This is a genomic window from Sphingopyxis panaciterrae (assembly GCF_011762125.1).
Classification (GTDB): domain Bacteria; phylum Pseudomonadota; class Alphaproteobacteria; order Sphingomonadales; family Sphingomonadaceae; genus Sphingopyxis; species Sphingopyxis panaciterrae.
Genome location: NZ_JAASQN010000001.1, coordinates 367,782 through 388,349, shown reverse-complemented (window position 1 = coordinate 388,349; position 20,568 = coordinate 367,782). Strand labels below are relative to the sequence as shown.

Genomic DNA, 20,568 nt, shown 5'->3' with positions numbered 1-20,568 from the left:
GGCAGCGCCGCGACGTCTATCGCGGATCTGCCACGGCCCGGCGAAAGGCCGGAACATCGAACAAGTCCGGCGGGTTGCCCGGGAGCCGCACCAACATATTTCGGCGGCAAAAGGAGATGCAAAGTGGCTAACAACCCCAACCAGCAGAACCAGAAAAACCCGCAGGCGGATCGCGATGAAGAGCAGCGCCGCCAGCAACAGCAGCAGGGTGGCCAGAACCGCCAGCCGGGCAGCGAACAGCGTCCCGATCAGGGCCGCCAGAACCCGCAGCAGCGCTGATACAGGCGCTGCATGAGAAAGGGCCGCCCTTGCGGGCGGCCCTTTTCTTTTGACGATGACGGGAATGACCGCCACCGCCATATCCGCACCGACGCCCCGGCTTTCGCCGGGGCACCGCTTCAGAAGCTGAACTTCACCGTCCCGCCCCAGGTCCGCGGATCGCCGACCGTGCCGGCGATCAGGCCGGTGTTGCCGGGCGCCACCTGCAGCAGTTCGACATAGTTCACGTCGAAGGCATTGCGGACCCAGCCGAAGACGTCGAAGCCTTCGGCGCGGAAACCGACGCGGAAGTTGGTCAGCGCATAGCCCTTGACGTTGGTATAGATCGACGGCGAGGCGTTCGAATTCCAGTTCGACCGGTAATTGCCGTCGACGCCCAGATAGACCTGCCCTTCCTTCGCCAGCAGCGTGACCGGGACATTGGTCTCGGCGCCATAGGAGAAGGCCCATTTCGACACGCCGGGCAGGCGCTGGCCCGAAATATCGCATTGCCGCGGGCTGGCGGTGTTCGGAATGCCCGCATTCGAATAATCAGCGGGCTGATCTTTCGGCTGAAGCGTACCGCCCGACAGTTCGGGCGGGCACGGGGCATTGACGAACTTCTTGTATTTTGCGTCGGTGTAAGCGCCGTTCGCATAGGCGGTGAACCGGTCGCTCGCGACGATTTTGAGATCCGCCTCGATACCCTGCGACCGGACCTTTTCCGCATTGGCGAGATAACCGCGCACCGTGCCGAACTGGCCGCCGTTTACCGTCGCCTGGAAATTCTTGATCTCGGTGCGGAACGCCGACAGGTTGAAGGTCGCCCGGCGGTCGAAGAACTGGGTCTTCAGCCCCACTTCGAAATGGTTGATCGATTCAGGCTTTACCGTGCTGGCGTCATAATTGACCGTGTTGTCGGCGTTGAGCGGCAGGCCATTCTGGTTGATGCCGAGCGTCTTGAAGCTCTTGGCATAGGTCGCATAAGCCAGGATATCCGGCGCGACCTTGTAGTTCACGTTGAAGTCGTAGGTGAAGTTCCAGGCGCTGTCCGAAGGCGCGCTGACCTGCGGCTGATAGACGCCGCACTGCGCGGCAAGCACGGCGGGAAGGGTGGTGTTCGGTGCCGGGGTGCAATTGATGACCTGGCCATCGCCATTGGTCACGACACGCTGATAAAAACCCGATTTCTTGTCATAGTTGACACGCACACCCGGCTGGATGGTCAGCGCGTCGGTCACCTTCCAGCTCAGCTGGCCGAACAGCGCCGCGCTGGTGCTCTTGAGGTATTGCGTGTTGGTGGCGGTCAGGCCTTCGAGGACGCCGGGATCGTTGGCGAGCGCGCCGGTCAGGCTCCATTTGCTGGCGTCGGCGCCCTGCTGCTCGGTGCCCTGGGTATCGATCCGCTGTTTGAAACCGAACAGGCCGACGACGAAGTCGAGCTTGTCGCTTTCGTAATTGTAGCGGAATTCCTGGCTATACTGATCCTGCTGCGACGGATTCTGCGATTTCGAAACGATCGAGAGACCGGTGAAGTCGCGGTCATTCTCGGGCTTCCAGTCCCAGAAGCGCCAGGCAGTGATCGAGGTAAAGGTACCGGGACCGACATCCCAGTTCACGCGCGCCGAAACGCCGCCGATCTTGTTCCCGGCGTTGAGGCTGGCGTCGAGGTCGGTCAGCCGGTCATAGGGATTGGTGCTCGGCACCGCGTAATTGCGGCCGGGGTTGGCGGCGTTGACCGCCGCGACCAGCGCATCATATTGACGGCCGGGCGCGCGCTGGGTCTTGCCGACGCGGACATAGGTGGTGCCATAGCCTTCGGGATTTTGCCGGCTGTAATCGCCCGACAGGGTGATGCTGAGATCTTCATTGGGTTTGAACAAAAGCTGGCCGCGCAGCCCCAGATTATCCTGTTCGTTGATCCAGCGGTCGCTGACCGTGTTGTAGAGCGTGCCGCGCCGGCTGGTCGCGGCGATCGCGATGCGCGCGGCGATCTTGTCAGTGAGCGGGCCGGAGATCGCCGCCTTGGCCTGACGGTAATTGAGGTTGCCGACGCTGACTTCGGCGCGGCCCTCGAAATCGAAGGTCGGTTGGTTGGTCGTGATGTTGATCGCGCCCGCGGTCGTGTTCTTACCGTACAGCGTGCCCTGCGGACCGCGCAGGACTTCGACCTGATCGACATCGAGGAAGTCGAAGGTCGCGGCGGCGACGCGCGAATTATAGACGTCGTCAACATAGATGCCGACGCCCTGTTCGAAGCCGTCGCTGGTGAGGCCGAAGGGCACGCCAAGGCCGCGAATGTTGACCGAGGTGTTGCGCGGATTCGACGTATAGACCTGCAAGGTCGGCGCGAGCTGCTGGAGCTTCACGACGTTGAAATTGCCGGTGGCCTCGATCGAATCGCCCCTGATGACCGAGATGGCGACCGGCACTTCCTGTGCGGTTTCCTGGCGGCGGCGGGCGGTGACGATGATCACGTCACCGCGGCTGACGTCATCGTCGACCTGCGCGGCGGCGTCGGCCGTTCCGGCGGCGGTCACGGCGACGGCGCCGTCCCCGGCATTGTCTGCGGTCTCTTCAGCCGCGGCTGGCGTGGCGCCGAACGCGAGCAGCAGCGATAGCGTCAGCGAAGACACGTGCGCGCGGCGACGGATTGACGGATATTTTGCGGTCATGGTGATTTCCCCTGTTTTTTAATGTTGCGCGAAAATCGCCCCATCCGGCGGTCCGGTCTGCGACGTGAAATGAAGCAAGAGGCCCGTTCGAGAGCCGGTAAGTCAGTTGGGATAGCGGTGCCGTTCGGTCACATCGACCTGCACCAGGCGGCCTTCGTGGACGGTCAGCTGGATCGCACCAAAGCGCAGCTTTTCCAGCGCATCGAGCACGGTCTGCACCGCGCGCGGCGTGGCTTCGCGCTCGCTTTCCGCTTCGGTTTTCGGATGGGTCATCTTGTCCTTCCCTTCGTTTTTGAGTCGGCGCGCAACCTATATCAAGTTTTTTAGTAGACAATGATTGATTTGCTTTCTGCGCCGAAAGGTTGGGTTGGAGCGCCAAGCCGAGTCCGCCGTATGGCGGGGGAAGGCCTCGATAACAGCGGGGATTGCGCGCGAGTCCCAGTGCTGGCAAAGGCACTTTCAATGAGCAAAATTAACGATCTGATGGCGCGCGGAACCGAGCTTCTCGGCAGCGACTTCGCCATCCTGTGCGGCGCGATGAGCTGGGTTTCCGAACGCAGCCTCGTCAGCGCGATCAGCAACGCCGGCGGTTTCGGGGTCATCGCGTGCGGGGCGATGACGCCCGAGCTTCTCGACGCCGAGATTGCAGCGACCAAAGCGCTGGCGACGCGCAATTTCGGGGTCAATCTGATCACGATGCACCCGCAATTGTTCGACCTGATCGACGTGTGCGCGAAGCATGGTGTCGGCCATGTCGTGCTCGCGGGCGGACTGCCACCCAAGGGCAGCCTCGAGGCGATCAAGGCGTCGGGTGCAAAGGTCATCTGCTTCGCGCCGACGCTCGCGCTCGCCAAAAAACTCGTGCGGTCGGGCGTCGACGCGCTGATAATCGAGGGCATGGAGGCCGGCGGCCATATCGGCCCGGTGTCGACCAGCGTGCTGGCGCAGGAAATCCTGCCCTCGCTCGCGGAGGACGTCCCGATCTTCGTCGCCGGCGGCATCGGCCGCGGCGAAGCGATCGCCGCCTATCTGGAAATGGGCGCTTCGGGCGTCCAGCTTGGCACCCGCTTCGTCTGCGCGACCGAAAGCATCGCGCACCCCAATTTCAAGAAAGCCTTCCTGCGCGCCTCCGCACGCGAAGCGATTGCAAGCGTACAGATCGACCCGCGCCTGCCCGTCATTCCCGTGCGCGCGCTCAAAAATGCGGGGACCGAAGCGTTCACCGTCAAGCAGCGCGAAGTGGCGGGCCGCCTTGATCGCGGCGAGGTCGACATGATGGAGGCCCAGCTCGAGATCGAACATTATTGGGCCGGTGCGCTGCGCCGCGCGGTGATCGACGGCGACGTCGAAAACGGCTCGTTAATGGCAGGGCAATCTGTGGGTATGGTAACCCAGGAAGAAAGCGTTGCCGATATTATCGCAGCTTTGGTGCAACAGGCCGAGGCGGCCTTGCACGCTCGGGGTTGACGCCGCATGCTGTTGCGGCTGGGGAGAGTATCATGAATTTGTCGCGTAAGATCATCATGGCGGGGCTTTTGGCGGGTGTCGCCGGCTGTACGAAGCCGCCCCCCCCCCCGCCGCCCCCGCCGCCGCCGCCACCGGTCGTCATTATCGTGCCGCCGCGTCCGATGCCCCCGGGCAGCGCCGCGCTCACCCAGATCCTGCCCGGGCGCGGGATCGACGGCCGCTTCGTCACCGCGAACAGCAATATGACCGGCGACCGCGCCTTCTGGCAGATGAAGATCGCGCTCAACGTCGCCGCGATCGGCTGCCGCGGGCTTGAGGAAGCGACGCTGGTTTCGTCGTACAACAACATCATCAAAGCGCATGCGAAGGTGATCAAATCGACCGAAAAGGCGGTGATCACCCAGCTCGGCAAGGAAAATGGCAACAACGGCATTGCCCCGCGCGACCGCCTGTCGACGCAGTTGTTCAACTATTTCGCCCAGCCGCCGGCACAGCGCCAATTCTGCGTGCGCGCGAACGAGATCGCGCAGATCGTGTCGTCGACCCCGACCGCGCAGGTCGTCGAACAGGCCCCCGCGCATCTCGCCCGGCTCGACCAGCCCTTTCTCGATTTCTATGAAGCCTATGCGAAATATCAGGCCGATGTCGTCGCATGGGACGCCAAATATGCGCCGCCGCCGCCGATCACGAGCGCCCCGGCGCCGCTGACCACGACGGTCCCGGTCGACACGTCGGTCACCGTCGGCCCGCCCGCCACCCCGCCGACCAGCGGCTAGGGCCCGACGCCCCGCGCCGGCGCAAGGCACCGCATACGAAAATTGCGTGCGGCCTTGGCGTTCACCCCCTGCTTCTGTTAGCAGGGGGTCAATGACCAATGCCCCACCCCCGCCCTCCACCGCCGCCCAGTCAGCGCGCACGATCCTGACCCGGCTGCACGAAGTGATGGCGGCGCGCACCAATGCGCAGAGCAAGCTCAACCAGGTCGTCGGTATCATCGGCGAATGCCTCGATAGCGAGGTCTGTTCGATCTATCTGCTGCGCGACGGTTCGCTCGAACTCTATGCGACGCGCGGGCTGAAGCAGGAGGCGGTGCACGTCACCCGGCTGGCGCTCGGCGAAGGGCTCGTCGGCACGATCGCCGACCAGATCGAAACGCTGAACCTCGACGAAGCGGCGGCGCATCCCGACTTTTCCTATCGTCCCGAAACGGGCGAAGAATTGTTCCACAGCTTTGCCGGCGTGCCGATCATCCGCCGCGAGCGCGCGGTCGGTGTGTTGTCGGTCCAGCATAGCGACCCGCGCCGTTACGCCGATATCGAGATCGAAACGCTGCAGACCGTCGCGATGGTGCTGTCCGAACTCATCGCCAACGCCGATCTGGTCGACACCGCGGCGCGGATCGACGCGGCGGCGACCGATCAGTCGGCGCAGCGGCTGAGCGGCCAGAAACTGGTCGACGGCATGGGCCAGGGCATCGCGGTTTTCCACCAGCCGCGGATCACGATCGAGCATACGGTCGCCGACGATATCGAGGCCGAACGCCACCGCGTCTATGCCGCGTTCGACAAGATGCGCGAACAGATCGACCGCATGACGAGCCAGGCCGAATTCGGCGTCGGCGGCGAGCATGAAGAGGTGCTCGAGACCTACAAGATGTTCGCCTATGACGAAGGCTGGTCGCGCCGGATCAACGAGGCGATCGACAGCGGCCTGACCGCCGAGGCGGCGATCGAGCGGGTGCAGCAGCGCACCCGGATGCGGATGCGCCAGATCGACGACGCGTTGCTGCGCGACCGCATGCACGACCTGGAAGACCTGTCGAACCGGCTGATCCGGATCGTGTCGGGCCAGATGGGGACCGCGGCGCAGATGGGCCTGCGCCATGACTCGATCCTGATCGCGCGCAATCTCGGCCCCGCCGAACTGCTCGAATATGACCGCCGCCGCCTGAAGGGGGTGGTGCTCGAGGAAGGGTCGTTGACTGCGCATGTCATCATCGTCGCGCGCGCGATGGGGGTGCCGGTCCTTGGCCGCGTCCGCGACGTGCGTACCTCGATCCGCGAAGGCGACCTGCTGCTGATCGACGCCGGCGCGGGCACGGTGCAGGTCCGCCCGACGCAGGCGATACTCGACGCGTTCGACGCCAAGCTCGAAATCTCGCAAAAGCGCCGCGCGAACCTTGCGACGCTGCGCGACATGCCCGCGGTAACCAGGGATGGCGTGCCGATCGAGCTGATGATCAACGCCGGGCTGCGTGAGGATGTCGCGGCGCTCGACCTGACCGGCGCGCGCGGGATCGGGCTGTTCCGCACCGAGTTCCAGTTCCTCGTGTCGGCGACGCTCCCTTCCCGCGACCGCCAGCAACGGCTGTATCGCGACGTGCTCGACGCCGCGGGCGACCGGCCGGTGATCTTTCGCACCGTCGACATCGGCGGCGACAAGGCGCTGCCCTATATGAATGCCGGCGACACCGCGCAGGAGGAAAATCCGGCGATGGGCTGGCGCGCGCTGCGCCTTGCCCTCGAACGCGAAGGGCTGCTGAAGGTGCAGGCGCGCGCGCTGATGGAGGCTGCCGCCGGGCGGACGCTGAACGTGATGTTCCCGATGGTGTCCGAACCCTGGGAATATGAAGCGGCGCGCGCGCTGTTCGTCGGTCAGCGCGCCTGGCTGGCGAGCCATAACAAGAAATTGCCGGTCGCGATCCGCTATGGCGCGATGCTCGAAGTCCCGGGACTGGTCGAGACGCTCGACCTGATGCTGCCGCACCTCGATTTCCTGTCGATCGGCACCAACGACCTGACCCAGTTCCTGTTCGCCGCCGACCGCGCGCACCCCCGGCTGGCCGAACGCTACGACTGGCTGTCGCCGACGGTGATGCGTTACCTGTCGCGCGTCGTGAAGATCGTGGCGGGCAGCAAGGTAGCGCTTGGCGTATGCGGCGAGATGGGCGGACGCCCGCTCGAGGCGATGGCGTTGCTGGGCGTCGGGATCGAGCGATTGTCGATCACCCCCGCGGGGGTCGGCCCGGTCAAGGCGATGATCCGCTCGCTCGACCTCGGCGCGCTGCGTGCAGCGATGCCCGCCATCCTCGCGCAGCCCGCGCCCGACCCGCGCGGGCAATATCAGGCCTGGGCCAGCGCGCACGGCGTCGACCTGGGCGATTGACTGGGGGCGATTGACCCGGCAGGTAATTGCTTTTGGCAAAATGTTTATGTTATGTTCTCCTGATAAAGAGGAGAGCCACATGAATGATTCTGCCACTCGCGCCACCGGTCAATGCCATTGCGGCGCGATCCGCTATTCGATGCCGACCGCGGTCGAGCATCATGCGCTGTGCCATTGCCAGGACTGCCGGCGCCATTCGGGCGCGCCGCTGGTCGGCTGGGGGCTGGTGAGCCGCGACGCGCTCGAAATGGCCGGCGAGCCGAAAATCTATGCGTCGTCGGAGCATGGCCGCCGCCACTTCTGCGGCCATTGCGGCACCGGGCTTTTCTACACCAACGAGGCGATCTTTCCGGGTCAGATCGATGTCCAGACCGCGACGCTCGACGACCCCGACCTGATCCCGGCGCAGGTGCAGATCCAGACCGCCGAACGCATCGGCTGGATGGAAAAGCTGGACCAGATGCCGGCGTTCGAACGCTATCCGGGCTGACGTTTGCAGAACAAGAAAAGCCGCAAAGCAGCCTCCGCTTCCGGACGTTCCCTTCATCGTCATCCCGGACTTGATCCGGGGTCCCGCTTGATCTCGAAAAATGCCGGTGCTCCCCAAGAAAAGCGGGATCCCGGGTCAAGCCCGGGATGACGAGGATGGGCGAAGCAACGCCCGCTCCCCACCCCAATGCCGTCATCATTTCCTGGATTGGCAAACGATATCATCGTCATAAAATGAAGGCGTATCACCGCGAAGACGCGAGCATGCCGCCCTTCTCTCAGGGCCGCTCGCTGAAAGTCAGGCGCTGCGCTTTTTTCGCGCGGCCCCACCAGGCGCGGCGGATGACAGTGGCGACGCGTTCGGGATCGTCCGAGCCGAAGCGAACGAGCAGCGCGTGCCAGCCTTCGTAATGCGGCGTCTGCCAGAAGGTATCGGGGTCGGTTTCGAGCAGGATTTCCTTCTCGTCGGGCTTGCACATGACGGCGAAGCTCCCCGCCTCGCGCCCAGGCGATGCGAGTGCCTTGCCGTTCAGCTTGGGACAGGGGGTGCCGTAGAAGGAAAGCATTTCGACATCGGGAAGCGCGCAGGCGAAGGCGACCACATCATCCCAGTTGTCGAACGCCGGCGCCATCACCCGTTCCGGGTCCGGCGCTGTTCGTCCCACCAGGCGATGCGTTCGGCGATGCGCTTTTCGAACCCGCGATCGGTCGGCCGGTAATAGGTCTGCGCGCCCATGCCCTCGGGCCAATAGTCGGCGCCCGAAAAACCGCCCTCGGCATCATGGTCATATTCATAACCCGCGCCATAGCCGAGGTCCTTCATCAGCTTGGTCGGGGCGTTGAGGATATTGGCGGGCGGCGCGAGGCTGCCGGTGTCGCGCGCCGATGCAAACGCCGCCTTTTGCGCAGCATAGGCGGCGTTCGATTTGGGCGCAGTTGCCAGATAGAGGCACGCCTGGACGATCGCCAGTTCACCCTCGGGCGAACCGAGGAACTGATAGGCGTCCTTCGCCGCGAGGCATTGGACGAGCGCCTGCGGGTCGGCCAGCCCGACATCCTCGCTCGCGAAGCGGACGAGGCGGCGGAGCACATAAAGCGGCTCCTCCCCCGCGACGAGCATGCGCGCCATATAATAGAGCGCCGCCTGCGGATCCGAACCGCGCAGCGCCTTGTGGAGCGCCGAGATCAGATTGTAATGGCCGTCGCGATCCTTGTCATAGACCGGCATGCGGCGATGAAGGAATTGCGCGAGTTCGGCTGGATCGAGCGGGGTTTCGATCGCCGCGGAAAACAATGTTTCGACCTGATTGAGCAGGAACCGGCCGTCGCCGTCAGCGCTGGCGATCAATCCGGCGCGGGCATCGTCGGTCACCGGCAGCGCGCGACCGACCTCTGCCTCGGCGCGTTCGACCAGCGTCACAAGCGCCGTTTCGTCCAGCCGCTGCAGTACGAGCACCTGCGCACGCGACAGCAAGGCGGCGTTGAGCGCGAAGCTGGGATTTTCGGTCGTCGCGCCGACGAGCACCACGGTGCCGCGCTCGACATAGGGCAGAAAGCCGTCCTGCTGCGCGCGGTTGAAACGGTGAATCTCGTCGACGAAAAGCAGCGTCCGCTTGCCCGCCGCGGCCATCTTCTCGGCATCGGCAAAGGCTTGGCGGAGGTCGGCGACGCCCGAAAAGACCGCCGACAGCGGCGCAAAGCGCATGCCGACCGCTTCGGCCAGCAGCCGCGCGATCGTCGTCTTGCCCGTTCCCGGCGGCCCCCAGAGGATGATCGAAGACAATTGCCCCGCCGCGACCATCCGGCCGATCGCCCCCTCGGGACCGGTCAGATGCTCCTGCCCGACGACATCGGCAAGGATGCGCGGACGCAGGCGTTCGGCGAGCGGTATCGGACCCGTGGCACCGCCCGGCGGCGCGGGCACATCTTCGCCGAACAGGTCGCTGGCCATTGCGGTCTCAGCCCCCGTGCCGCTGTTTCTGCCGGATCAGCCGCACATAGGTATCGGCGACCGTCTGGTTGATCGCGTCCCACTGATAGGTGGTGCTTTCCTGCAAGGCCGCGGCACCATGTGCCGCACGCAAGGCGGTGTCGCGGCAATAATTTTCGAGATCGTCGGCAAAGCTGGTGATCGAACCCGGCGAGACGAGATAGCCGGTCTGGCCATGCTTGACGATGCTCGCACTGCCCGTAGCCCGCGCCGCGACGACCGGCAGCCCGCACGCCATCGCCTCGAGCGTGACGTTGCCAAAGGTTTCGGTAACCGACGGATTGAACAGCATGTCGCATGACGCCAGCGCGCGGGCGAGATTCTCGCCGCCCTGGAAACCGACGAATTTGGCGCGCGGCAGCCGCGATTCGAACCATTCGCCCGCCGGCCCTTCGCCGATCACGACGACATCGTGCGGGACGCCGCGGCGGCCGAGCTGGTCGATCGCATCGGCGAAGACGTCGAGGCCCTTTTCCATCACCAGCCGCCCGAGGAAGGCGATCGCGGGCGTTTCGTCAGCGATGCCCCACGAGCGGCGCCACGTCAGGTCGCGGCGCCCGGGGTTGAAGACGTCGCGCTCGACGCCGCGGGTCCAGATGCCGATGTCATAGTTCATCCGCTGCTGGCGCAGGACCTGCGCAAAGCTTTCGGACGGCGCGATCAGCGCGTCGCATCTGCGGTAGAGCTTGCGCAGCCAGGCGACCATGATCGGTTCGAGGAACGACAGGTTATAATAGCGAAAATAGGTTTCGAAGCGCGTGTGCACCGAGCAGGCGACGGGAATTCGCCGCCGCCGCGCCCATGCCGCCGCCTGCCGCGATACGCGGTCGGGGCTGGAGATATGGAGGATATTCGGCGCGAACCGTGTGATATCCTCGCGAACCCGCGACGAGAAGGTCAGCGGGATGCGATATTCGGGACGATTGGGAATCGCCATCGACGGCACGCTGACCAGATCGCCCGTCGGCTCGAAATCGGGATTGGCGACGGTGGGCGAATAGACGCGTACTGCCGCACCCTGCGACAGAAGATAGCCGACAAGGCGATTGAGCGCCTTGTTCGCGCCATCGACCGTCATATTGTAATTGCCGCTGAAGAGGGCGATGCGAAGGTCCGAAACGTCCATCCGGCCTCAGCTAGTCCGATCGCGGCGCAAAGGCAATCGGCGCGGACGGTGAGCTAGCTTGAAAAGCCGAAAGTGACTTTTCGTCGTCACCCCGGACTTGATCCGGGGTCCCGCTTTTGTTGGCACCCGGCAGTTTTCGGCATCAAGCGGGACCCCGGATCAAGTCCGGGGTGACGAAGGAGATATCTCAACCAAAGCAGCCACCACCAGCGGGCGACCCCGGCGTGTCAATAATCCTCGGTGCGCTCCGACGGGGCTTCCAGGTCGACCTCGACCGGGGGGTGCAGGCGCAGGTGGTGGACGCGGCGCTCGTCGGCCTCGGTCACCTCGATCCGCCAGCCGCTCGGGTGGAGCAGGATTTCGCCGACCTCGGGCACATGACCGGCGAGCACGGCGGCAAGCCCGCCGAGCGTGTCGACATCCTCGTCGACCTCGGCGAGCCGCGCGTCGATCGCCTCGCCGATATCGTCGAGTTCGGCGCGCGCTTCGACCTCCCAGCAGCCATTGTCGCCGGGCGCGAAGAGCGCGGTGGGTTCGTCGTCATGCTCGTCCTCGATCTCGCCGACGATTTCCTCGACGAGATCCTCGATCGTCAACAGCCCCTCGGTGCCCGAATATTCGTCGATGACGATCGCAAGATGGGTGCGCTTGGCGCGCATTTCGGCGAGCAGGTCGAGCACGCCCATCGACTGCGGGACATAGAGCGGCTGGCGGATCAGGTCGATGAGCGGCGGCGGGGCACGGCCCTCGGCGAGTACCGCAAACACATCCTTGACGTGGATCATGCCCACGACTTCATCGAGATTTTCGCGATAGACCGGCAGGCGGCTGTGCCCGGCTTCGGCGAATTGCTCGACGATTTCGGCAAAGCTTGCGCTTTCGGCGATCGCGACGATGTCGGCGCGCGGCACCGCGACATCGTCGACCGTCTGCTCGCCGAAATGGAGGAGGTTGCGCAGCATCTTGCGCTCGATGGGCGACAGGTCGCCGACGATGCTGCTGCCGCGCCGTTCCTGTCCTTCTTCCTCGGCCTCGTCGATCACGTCCTCGATCTGCTCGCGCAGCGACGGTTCGTTGTTGCCGCCGAACAGCAATGTCTTGAGGCCCGCCAGCAGGCCGGACCTACTGTCCTCTTCCGATCGGTTCGAAGACCCCTGGTCGTCGGGCATGTGTGTCGTGTTTCCCCAAGTTAATCCAAGTCCGCATATGGATTGGCGATGCCCAGCAATGCAAGCGCTTTCACTTCCAATGCCTCCATCGCGGCGGCACTCGCGTCGTCCATATGATCATAGCCGACGAGGTGGAGCGTGCCGTGGACGATCAGGTGTGTCGCATGATCGATCAGCGAAACCCCCTTCTCTTCGGCTTCGCGCGCGCAGGTTTCGCGCGCGAGCACGATGTCGCCGAGTAAAATCTCGCCCCCCCCGGTTTCTTTGGCATCGCTGTTCGACAGCCCTTCGAGCAGATCATCCTGCACCTGCGGGAAGGACAGCACATTGGTCGGCTTGTCCTTGCCGCGAAAATCGCGGTTGAGCGCGTGAACCTCGGCATCGCCGGTCAGCCGGATCGCGATTTCGACGAGCGGCGCCGCGTCGGCAAGCGAAGCATAGGGCGTGAGCGCCAGCGCGGCGGCCGCCGCCTCGCCTGCCCGCGCTTCCCAGTCGATGGCATCGGGCCATGGGGTGGCGGCGTGGGTTTCGACGCTCAGCATGGCGCGACGCCACGCAGAAAATCGGCGGAAAACTGCGCAACTTCACACTGGAATCGCGTTTCGCGGGGAAAAGGCGGGTAGGCAATCATGGCGCGACGCTATAACGGCGCTACGATGTAGGACAGCGAAAAGTTGGTGCGGGCGGCTGTCGGTTTTGGGGTGAGGAACGGCCATGAGCTCCACACATCTTCGTCATCCCGGGCTTGACCCGGGATCCCGCTTTTTTGAAGGTAACGCAGGTTTCGAAGTCAAGCGGGACCCCGGATCAAGTCCGGGTGACGAAATGGGGAACGTCCGCTTCCGGCCGAAATCCGCCTCAATGCACATGCCGCAGCTTGTCGGGGTTGCGCATGACATAAATGGCGGTAACCCGCCCGTCCTCGATCTCCAGCGCCGTCGTCTGAAGCTCGCCGTCGGCCTCGCGCGTCACGAAACCCGGCAGGCCGTTGATCATGCCGGCGTGAACGAGCGTCGAGCCATATTTGCCGAACATCACGGCCAGGCTGCGATGGAGCTTCATCACGGTGTCGAAGCCGAGCACCGGGATCAGCGCGGCGGGGCGTTTGCCGCCGCCGTCGGACCACATGCCGACATCGGCAGCGAGCAAGGCGCCGAGCGCCCCCATGTCGCCGCTCCGCGAAGCGGCGAAAAAGGCGTTGGCGATTTCCATGCCGTGCGCCTTTTCGAGCCTGTAGCGCGGGCGCGCTTCGCGGACATGCGCACGGGCCCGCGCGGCGAGCTGGCGCGTTGCCGCAGGCTCGCGCCGGATCGTCGCCGCGACCTCGTCCAGACCGACGCCGAAGACATCGTGGAGGAGAAAGGCGGCGCGCTCCAGAGGCGAGAGGCGTTCGAGCGCCAGCATCAGCGGCAGCGTGACGTCGTCCTCTTCCTCCTCCTCGACGAGCGGGTCGGGAAGCCAGGGGCCAACATAGGTTTCGCGATGGCGCCGCGCCGACTTGAGCTGGTCGAGACACAGCCGCGTCACCGTCCGCCGCAGGAAGGCCGCGGGCTCGCGCACCTCGCTACGGTCGGTGCCGAGCCAGCGGATGAAGGCATCCTGCACCACATCCTCGGCATCGGCGACCGATCCGAGCATGCGGTAGGCGACGCGGATCAGGAGGGGGCGCAGCGGGTCGAAACTGACCGCCGCATCCGCCGCACCCGTTTCGCCGGGGATGCCTTCGCCCGTCATCAGGCGGCCTTCGCCGGCGCGCCGCCCTCGTACCAGAGGTCGAAGCCGACCGCGATGCGGTTCCAGCCATTGATGATGTTGATCATCACGGTGAGGTTCATCTGTTCCTCCGGCGTGAAATGCGCTTCGAGCCCGGCCTTCGCCGCCTTTTGTGTGTGCCCTTGCGACAGGCGCGTCAAGGCATCGGTCCAGGCGAGCGCGGCGCGTTCGCGCGGTGTGTAGACGGGTGCTTCATGCCAGGCCGCGAGCAGATAGATGCGCTGCTCGCTCTCGCCCTTCGCGCGCGCCTCGATGGTGTGCATATTGATGCAGTTGGCGCAGGCGTTGAGGATCGAGGAGCGGATCTTGACCAGCTCGATCAGGCTCGGCTCGAGGCTGTTCTGCGCGGCGAGGCTGACCGCCATCCACTGCTTCATCAGCTGCGGCGAGGCGGCGAAGGGGTCGGTTACCTGCGTCATGTCATGTCTCCTTTGTTCGGTTGTACCTGCATGACGAAACAGGATCGGGAGATGTGACATGGGCCCGGAAAAAATTCCGGCGGCGCCCGGTTTTTTCCGGTCGCGGCCGGGGCATCCCTCTGGAAACGATATGTTTCGGACAATGGCTTTGACAGCCCGCGAAGCGGCACTAGCATCGCCCCGTCTTTCACTGGAGGGGATTATCGATGAAGTTTCTCGATGGATTTGGCGAACAGGCCTATGCACTGCTGCGCATCGTCGCGGGCCTGCTCTTCCTGGCGCATGGCGTCCAGAAATTCTTCGGCTTTCCGGTGGCCTTTCCGATGCCGCTCAATCCGCTGCTGCAAGCGGCGGGCACCATCGAGCTGGTCGCGGGCGGGCTGATCATCATCGGCCTGTTCACCCGCCCCGCCGCGTTCATCGCCAGCGGCATGGCGGCCGCGGCGTACTGGATCGCCCATGGCAGCAAGAGCCTTTATCCCATCGTCAACGGCGGCGAGGCGGCGGTGCTGTACTGCTTCATCTTCCTGTTCATCGCGACCCGCGGCGCCGGTATCTGGAGCGTCGACGGCCAGGCGAGAAGATGACGGTGCCGGCGACGGCCCGCCGGCCAAAAATCTAGCGCGCCGCGGCGTGCGCCATCGTCCGGTTGCGGCCGCGCTGCTTCGCTTCGTAGAGCGCCGCATCGGCGGCCGCGGTCAGTGCGGCGACGTCGTCGCCCGCGACATGATCGATATGGCCGACCCCGATGCTGACGGTGACCCGCCCGGCGGGTGCCGGGGACGGCAGATCCAGCCGCTCGACCGCGATGCGCATGACCTCGGCGAGCAGCGTCGCCTGCTCCGGCGTCACCGCGGGCACGATCGCGGCAAATTCCTCGCCGCCATAGCGCACGACAATATCCGCGCCGCGCGTCGCGCATCCAGCGAGCGCCTCGGCGACCTCGTGCAACCGCCGATCGCCGACGGGGTGACCATAGGCATCGTTGAGCATTTTGAAATGATCGACGTCGATCATCAGCAGCGCGACCCCCTGCCCCGTCCGCCGCGCCCGCGCCCATTCGCGGCGCAGGCTGTCGTCGAATTGCCGGCGGTTGCCCAGTCCGGTCAGCGGATCGACGAGGGTCAGCCGCTCGAGCCGGTCATGGACGTCGAGGTGGCGGACCTGCACCCAGATGGTGCGCAGGCCATAGCCAAGGATCGCCGCGGCACAGCCGGCGATCGCGTGGAGCGGATGGGTGCGGACGAGCACCGCCGAAACGGTCAGCAGGGTCGCGGGAAGCATCAACGGACCGCCCGCCCGCACCACCTGTTCGAACCCGCGCGAGGCACGTGACACCGCCCCGCCGCTTTCCGCCAGCGCGAGCCCCGCGAGGATCAGGAAGGGCAGCCCGATCGCCAGGTCGGGCCATTGTCCGTAATAGACGTCCGAATGCAGGTGATTGATGAAGGCAGCGGTCGCCAGATAAAGCAGCGCATATATCGCAAGACTGCCGAAAAAGGCGCGCTGTGCGGAATTGGCGCTCGCATGAAAGCGGATCAGGGCGAACAGGACGATATAGAGGTTTTCGATGTCGAACATCAGCCGCAGGCTGACGACGTTCGCCGCGCTCGTGTCCGCCATCGACGCGAGCGCAAAGGTGTGCCGGAAGAACAGATAACCGAGCGCCAGTGCCAGCGCGGCATCGATCAGGCGCACGGGCCAGGGCTCGCGTTCGGGCACCGCGAGGACGAGGATGATCGGGACCCCGTAGAGGATAAACAGCAGCATGCTAAGCGCGCCGACCCCCGACCAGCTATCGAGCACGATCCCGCTGAACAGGTTGCCGGCCATGCCGCCGGCCCACAATAGCATCGCGATCGCCAGCGCGAGCCAGCCCCTCGCAAAGCCGCCCTGCCGCGCCCGGTAGAGACAGGCGGCGCCCGCCATCAACGGCGCGAGGGTGAGAAAGATGAGCGAGACGAGCCAGGCATGCCGCCCGCCGACGATCAGCAGGGCACCGTGCAGCACAACGAAAAGCAACGGCAGAAAGGCCGCCTGCAGGCGCATCGGGAAGGCCTGCCATGGCCCCGGCGCAGCGCCGCTATCCTCTTGGCTTTGAATGGGCATCGGCTGTCCAATACAATATCGGACCGACGATGGCATGTACCGGTTAGCAAATAATGTCGCTGGTACGGGATGGCGGTGGTGTGGATTCTTATGGCGATGGCCGGTTTTGGGTGGTGAGCAGACGTTGCTTCGCCCATCCTCGTCATCCCGGGCTTGACCCGGGATCCCGCTTTTCTTGGGGAGCATCGGCAGTTTCGGTATCAAGCGGGACCCCGGATCAAGTCCGGGGTGACGAAAAAGGACATGGCCACTTCCGGCCGCGACCGGACACCCGCATCCCGGAGGCCCGCACCCTGTCACCCCGCAAAATGGGGGCGGCCCTCCCGGGCCGCCCCAGTCGGGCGTTGCATGATGAAATTCGTCAGAGCTTGCGGGTATTCGTCTCGATCAGCTTCTTCGCCTCGGCGATCGCCTTTTCGGTGGTCAGCTTCTTTTCCTGCACCTCGTCGGCCATGGTCAGCAGGCGCCCGCTGATCACGGTGCCGGTTTCGGCTTCCTCCTGGATCGCGATGCCGCCCTTGGCGGCGGCGACGCGGTCCCATTCGGCGCGGACCGCGGCCCAGTAATCCTTGGTCGCGGCCCAATAATCGTCGGCCGCCTTCACGTCATACTGATCATATTTGATATAGGTGTTGAGGACATATTCCTGGACGATCGGCACCAGCTTGCCGTCCTTGATCCCCATCTTCGTATTGTCCTGCCAATGGACCCAGCCGTCGGGCGATGGCTGGTGGCGGTTGATCGAATAATAGCGGTCGTAAACGGGCTTCCGCACCGCATCGCGGCGCGCCAGCGGGCGCCATGTCCAGTTCGAACGCCAGCGGCGGACACCTGCCTGGGTTTCGAACTGGCCCCAGCCGCCGTAGCGCGGGCTGTCATCGACCTGCCAGACGGTCTGCGACCAGCGACCGGTGCGCATCTTTTCGGGGACGTCTTCCCATTTCCATATGTTGCGGTCCGAGTAGACGAGCAGCTTCGCGGGCTCATATTCCCAGTCCTGCCGCCAATGTTTGATGATCATGCTCTTGTCGTCGTCGCCGGTGATGACGAGCATGTGCTGGAGCACGATCTTGCGCCCCGTATCCTCGATCACGCGCACGACTTCGTTGCCGCCCGAGCGTTTGGGTTCGAGGACTTCGTAATCGGGGTCCCAGCGCGTCGATTCCTGCATGTTGAAGCTGACGCGGTAATTGCCCGCCATCGCGAGGATGTCGGCGCGGTCCGCCTCGAAACTGGCGGCGGCCGCTTCGGCGGCGATCGGCGGATGTGCGGGCGCGGCGACCGGCAGCGCGGCCGACAGCAGCAGCAGGCCGGCGGCGATGGTGCGATAATATGTCATCGGTGCAGTCCTTCTGTTTTTTAGAAGCGGAAGCTCAGCGACACGCTGGCGTTGCGGCCGGGCTGGGTATAGGCATCGGCGCTCGCCGGGATGGTCGGGCTTACCGCCGTTCCGCCCATTGCGAGGCCCCGGACATCGCTCCACCAGCTATATTTCCTGTCGAGGATGTTGAAGACGCCGGCGCGCAGCGTCAGCGCGTCGACGATACGCACGAAGGCGGTCGCATCGAGGATGGTGAAGCTGTCGGGGCGATAGCAGGGCGCGCCGTTGCAGATCGTCGTCGAATCGCCATCGACGTCGGTGCCGACGGTCCGCGACACGTCCTTGCCAGCGCTATGGGTCATGATGAGCTGACCGCCGAAACGGCCGCCCGGCGCGCGATAACCGACCCCGGCGACGAGCTTGAGCGGATCGATCGACTGCAGCGGCAGCCGCTCCTGACCAAGCCCACGCTGCGTGCCGGTCGCATAGGATAGGGCGAGCGTCGTATATAGGCCGGACGACGCTCGCCCCTCGAACCGCGCCTCGGCCCCTTTGACCCGGACGCGATCGAGATTGATGAATTGATAGATGGCGGGATCGGCAAAGGTGCCGCTGCCCCCCACGACCTCCTGGCTGATGAAATCCTTGTAACGCGCCGAAAAGGCCGTGAGGTCGAGGCTGACTGCATCGGACGCGAAACGCACGCCGCCCTCGAAGCTCTGGCTCCGTTCGGGCCCGAGGTCGGGGTTCGGCCGCGACGTGTAGCCGAAGGCGAGATTTTCGAAGAACTGGTTCACCTGGCTGGGTTCGGGCGCCTTGAAACCCGTCGCATAGTTGGCGAACAGCCGGACCGTGTCGTTGAGCTTCCATACCGCCCCGAATTTGGGCGACACGCGCGAACCGCTCTGATCCGCCGCCGCAGCGCCCGGGAAGAGCGCGTCGTTCCGCGGCGACAGGTCGTACCAGTCGAAGCGCAGCGCGGGATAGAGGAGCAGGCGGCCGTCGGCGATACCGATCTCGTCGCCGACGAATAGCCCGCCGCGCGTGAAGTCGGTGGTCGGGAAGGCCCGCGTCGGGAAGACGTCGGGCGGGGTCGGCAACACACCGTCGCGCAGACCGCGCTGGCGCGTCTTGCTGATGTCGCCGCCGAAGACGATGCGGTGGGTGATCGCACCGGTCGCGAAGTCGGCGCGCGCGTCGGCGGAGGCGCCGATCACCCGGTTTTCGAAGGTGTTGAGCCGCTCGCGGTCGGCGGCGGGGGTGCGGTCCTCGTCGGTGAACTGCACATCCTCGCCGTCCTGCCAATAGAGCGCGACGCGCGCGAAATCGATCGCGCCCTCGCCTTCCCAGCTCCAGTCGAGCGACACGCGCTTGCGCTTTCCGGTATCGACGGCCTCGAGCAGTTCGACCGTCGCGCTGCGGCCGGTGAGCCCTTCGGTGAACAGACGGGTATCGAGATATTCGCCGGTCAGGCGCAATTTATGTCCGTTGGCGGGGTCGTAGACGATGCGGGCGAGCGCGGCGTTCGAGCGGCCGTCCTGCGGATTGGGCCGGGTCCGCGCAGCACCGGTGCCGCCGACGGTCCCCTTATTGTCGAGTTCGTTATAGTCGCGGCGGGTATAGGCCCCCATGATCGACCAGTCGCCGCTGCGCCCGGCGACGATCGCGGTCTCGCTGAATTCCTTGTCGGCGCTGCTGTAGGCGGCGCGCAGGAGCCCGCCGACATTCTTGCCGTTCTGGAGGAAATCGGCGGGATCGGCGGTAACGAAGCTGACCGCGCCGGCGAGCCCGTCGCTGCCGTAGAGCGCCGACGAGGGGCCACGCAGGATTTCGACCGACTTGATGAGGCCGAGGTCGACATAATCGCCGCGCCCCGCCGCCTGCGCCCCGAAGCTGAAACCGTCGGGAACGCGGACGCCGTCGACCTGGATCAGCACGCGGTTGCCGCCGATGCCGCGGATGTTGAAGCCGTCGTTGCCGGCGCGGCCGGTCGCGCTGAGCGCTGCATTGAAACGCGCGGGCTGGCGCTGGACGCTGACGCCGGGTTCGAAGCGGACGAGATCGCGGATGTCGGTGACCAGCTCGTCGGCGATCTGTTCGGCGGTCCTGACGGTGATCGTGACCGGAACATCCTCGGCCTTCGCTTCGGTGCGCGTCGCGGTGACGACGATCTGGTTCTTGCGCGCCGCCCAATAGTCGCCGTCATTGTCCTGCGCCGCCGCGGGCTGCGCAGCAGCGGCAAGCACGAAGCCCAGTGCGCTGCCCGTGGCAAAACGGAAGGCGGACGGCGAACGGACCATAGTCAAATTTCTTCCCCTTGTTGATTGCGACTGACTCGCAATAGCGGCGCATTAGGGGCGGCGGCGCGAGAGGTCAAGCATTATGCTATTGATAATCGTTTGCGTGAATTGCGGGAGGTGCCAGGCGCGTGTGGCGTACCCGCCAAGGCGATGATTTGTCCTTTGCGCGCCGTGGAGAATGCCGGCTTTGGGGTGGTGAGCGGGACGTTCGCTAACCATCCATAACCGTTGCCCCCGCGAAGGAGTGAAGGGTCGAATGGTCCCCCGGACCATTCTTGGACATGCCGGGGGCATGTCCAACCCTTAA

General features: G+C 65.0%; 18 protein-coding genes. 6 read left to right on the top strand and 12 right to left on the bottom strand.

Annotated features, from left to right (window positions below):
• Positions 1 to 123 precede the first annotated feature (123 nt).
• A complete protein-coding gene (locus tag FHR22_RS01735; protein WP_166938287.1) occupies positions 124 to 279 on the top strand; it encodes a hypothetical protein in 156 nt (51 codons plus the stop codon).
• A 119-nt stretch (positions 280 to 398) separates the two neighbouring features.
• On the opposite strand, the gene FHR22_RS01730 is transcribed toward FHR22_RS01735, so the two are convergent.
• On the bottom strand, positions 399 to 2,933 hold the full coding sequence (locus FHR22_RS01730) for a TonB-dependent receptor (RefSeq protein ID WP_243853413.1): 2,535 nt from the start codon (positions 2,931 to 2,933) through the stop codon (positions 399 to 401).
• Between the two features lie 102 nt (positions 2,934 to 3,035).
• Complete coding sequence (locus tag FHR22_RS01725) at positions 3,036 to 3,206, bottom strand: YezD family protein (RefSeq protein WP_166938285.1); 171 nt, start codon at positions 3,204 to 3,206, stop codon at positions 3,036 to 3,038.
• A 189-nt stretch (positions 3,207 to 3,395) separates the two neighbouring features.
• On the opposite strand from FHR22_RS01725, the gene FHR22_RS01720 reads away from it, so the two are divergent.
• The 4 genes from FHR22_RS01720 to FHR22_RS01705 all read left to right on the top strand — a co-directional run bounded on the left by FHR22_RS01720 (position 3,396) and on the right by FHR22_RS01705 (position 8,055).
• Positions 3,396 to 4,400, top strand: a complete 1,005-nt coding sequence (locus tag FHR22_RS01720) for an NAD(P)H-dependent flavin oxidoreductase (protein WP_166938283.1) — start codon at positions 3,396 to 3,398, stop codon at positions 4,398 to 4,400.
• A 32-nt stretch (positions 4,401 to 4,432) separates the two neighbouring features.
• Positions 4,433 to 5,176 carry a hypothetical protein gene (locus tag FHR22_RS01715; RefSeq protein WP_166938281.1) on the top strand — a complete coding sequence of 248 codons (744 nt, stop codon included), beginning with the start codon at positions 4,433 to 4,435 and terminating at the stop codon, positions 5,174 to 5,176.
• A 91-nt stretch (positions 5,177 to 5,267) separates the two neighbouring features.
• Positions 5,268 to 7,565, top strand: coding sequence for a phosphoenolpyruvate--protein phosphotransferase (gene ptsP, locus FHR22_RS01710; RefSeq protein WP_166938279.1), 2,298 nt, complete (start codon positions 5,268 to 5,270; stop codon positions 7,563 to 7,565).
• Positions 7,566 to 7,644: 79 nt separating this feature from the next.
• A complete protein-coding gene (locus tag FHR22_RS01705) occupies positions 7,645 to 8,055 on the top strand; it encodes a GFA family protein (RefSeq protein WP_166938277.1) in 411 nt (136 codons plus the stop codon).
• Between the two features lie 277 nt (positions 8,056 to 8,332).
• On the opposite strand, the gene FHR22_RS01700 is transcribed toward FHR22_RS01705, so the two are convergent.
• The 7 genes from FHR22_RS01700 to FHR22_RS01670 form a co-directional block, all read right to left on the bottom strand.
• Complete coding sequence (locus tag FHR22_RS01700; RefSeq protein ID WP_166938275.1) at positions 8,333 to 8,686, bottom strand: MmcQ/YjbR family DNA-binding protein; 354 nt, start codon at positions 8,684 to 8,686, stop codon at positions 8,333 to 8,335.
• Positions 8,686 to 10,005: a replication-associated recombination protein A gene (locus FHR22_RS01695; protein WP_166938273.1), complete on the bottom strand. Its 1,320-nt coding sequence runs from the start codon at positions 10,003 to 10,005 to the stop codon at positions 8,686 to 8,688. Before FHR22_RS01695 ends, FHR22_RS01700 begins: the two co-directional genes overlap by 1 nt.
• A 7-nt stretch (positions 10,006 to 10,012) precedes the next feature.
• The gene (locus FHR22_RS01690; RefSeq protein ID WP_166938271.1) at positions 10,013 to 11,170 is read right to left on the bottom strand and encodes a glycosyltransferase family 4 protein; all 1,158 of its coding nucleotides are present in this window, start codon (positions 11,168 to 11,170) and stop codon (positions 10,013 to 10,015) included.
• 227 nt (positions 11,171 to 11,397) lie between these two features.
• The gene (locus FHR22_RS01685; protein WP_166938269.1) at positions 11,398 to 12,339 is read right to left on the bottom strand and encodes a hemolysin family protein; all 942 of its coding nucleotides are present in this window, start codon (positions 12,337 to 12,339) and stop codon (positions 11,398 to 11,400) included.
• Positions 12,340 to 12,359: 20 nt separating this feature from the next.
• The gene (ybeY, locus tag FHR22_RS01680; protein ID WP_166938266.1) at positions 12,360 to 12,881 is read right to left on the bottom strand and encodes an rRNA maturation RNase YbeY; all 522 of its coding nucleotides are present in this window, start codon (positions 12,879 to 12,881) and stop codon (positions 12,360 to 12,362) included.
• A 316-nt stretch (positions 12,882 to 13,197) separates the two neighbouring features.
• Complete coding sequence (locus FHR22_RS01675; RefSeq protein ID WP_166938264.1) at positions 13,198 to 14,073, bottom strand: sigma-70 family RNA polymerase sigma factor; 876 nt, start codon at positions 14,071 to 14,073, stop codon at positions 13,198 to 13,200.
• Positions 14,073 to 14,531, bottom strand: coding sequence for a carboxymuconolactone decarboxylase family protein (locus FHR22_RS01670; RefSeq protein WP_166938262.1), 459 nt, complete (start codon positions 14,529 to 14,531; stop codon positions 14,073 to 14,075). The genes FHR22_RS01675 and FHR22_RS01670 overlap by 1 nt, the downstream gene beginning before the upstream one ends.
• A 206-nt stretch (positions 14,532 to 14,737) precedes the next feature.
• Between FHR22_RS01670 and FHR22_RS01665 the strand changes: the two genes are divergently transcribed.
• A complete protein-coding gene (locus FHR22_RS01665; RefSeq protein ID WP_166938260.1) occupies positions 14,738 to 15,118 on the top strand; it encodes a DoxX family protein in 381 nt (126 codons plus the stop codon).
• A 31-nt stretch (positions 15,119 to 15,149) separates the two neighbouring features.
• Here the strand turns inward: FHR22_RS01665 and FHR22_RS01660 are convergent, their stop codons facing one another.
• The 3 genes from FHR22_RS01660 to FHR22_RS01650 form a co-directional block, all read right to left on the bottom strand.
• Positions 15,150 to 16,640, bottom strand: coding sequence for a GGDEF domain-containing protein (locus FHR22_RS01660; protein ID WP_166938258.1), 1,491 nt, complete (start codon positions 16,638 to 16,640; stop codon positions 15,150 to 15,152).
• A 361-nt stretch (positions 16,641 to 17,001) separates the two neighbouring features.
• Positions 17,002 to 17,979 carry a DUF6607 family protein gene (locus tag FHR22_RS01655; RefSeq protein ID WP_166938256.1) on the bottom strand — a complete coding sequence of 326 codons (978 nt, stop codon included), beginning with the start codon at positions 17,977 to 17,979 and terminating at the stop codon, positions 17,002 to 17,004.
• A gap of 20 nt (positions 17,980 to 17,999) precedes the next feature.
• Positions 18,000 to 20,261, bottom strand: a complete 2,262-nt coding sequence (locus tag FHR22_RS01650) for a TonB-dependent hemoglobin/transferrin/lactoferrin family receptor (protein ID WP_166940634.1) — start codon at positions 20,259 to 20,261, stop codon at positions 18,000 to 18,002.
• Between the last annotated feature and the right edge of the window lie 307 nt (positions 20,262 to 20,568).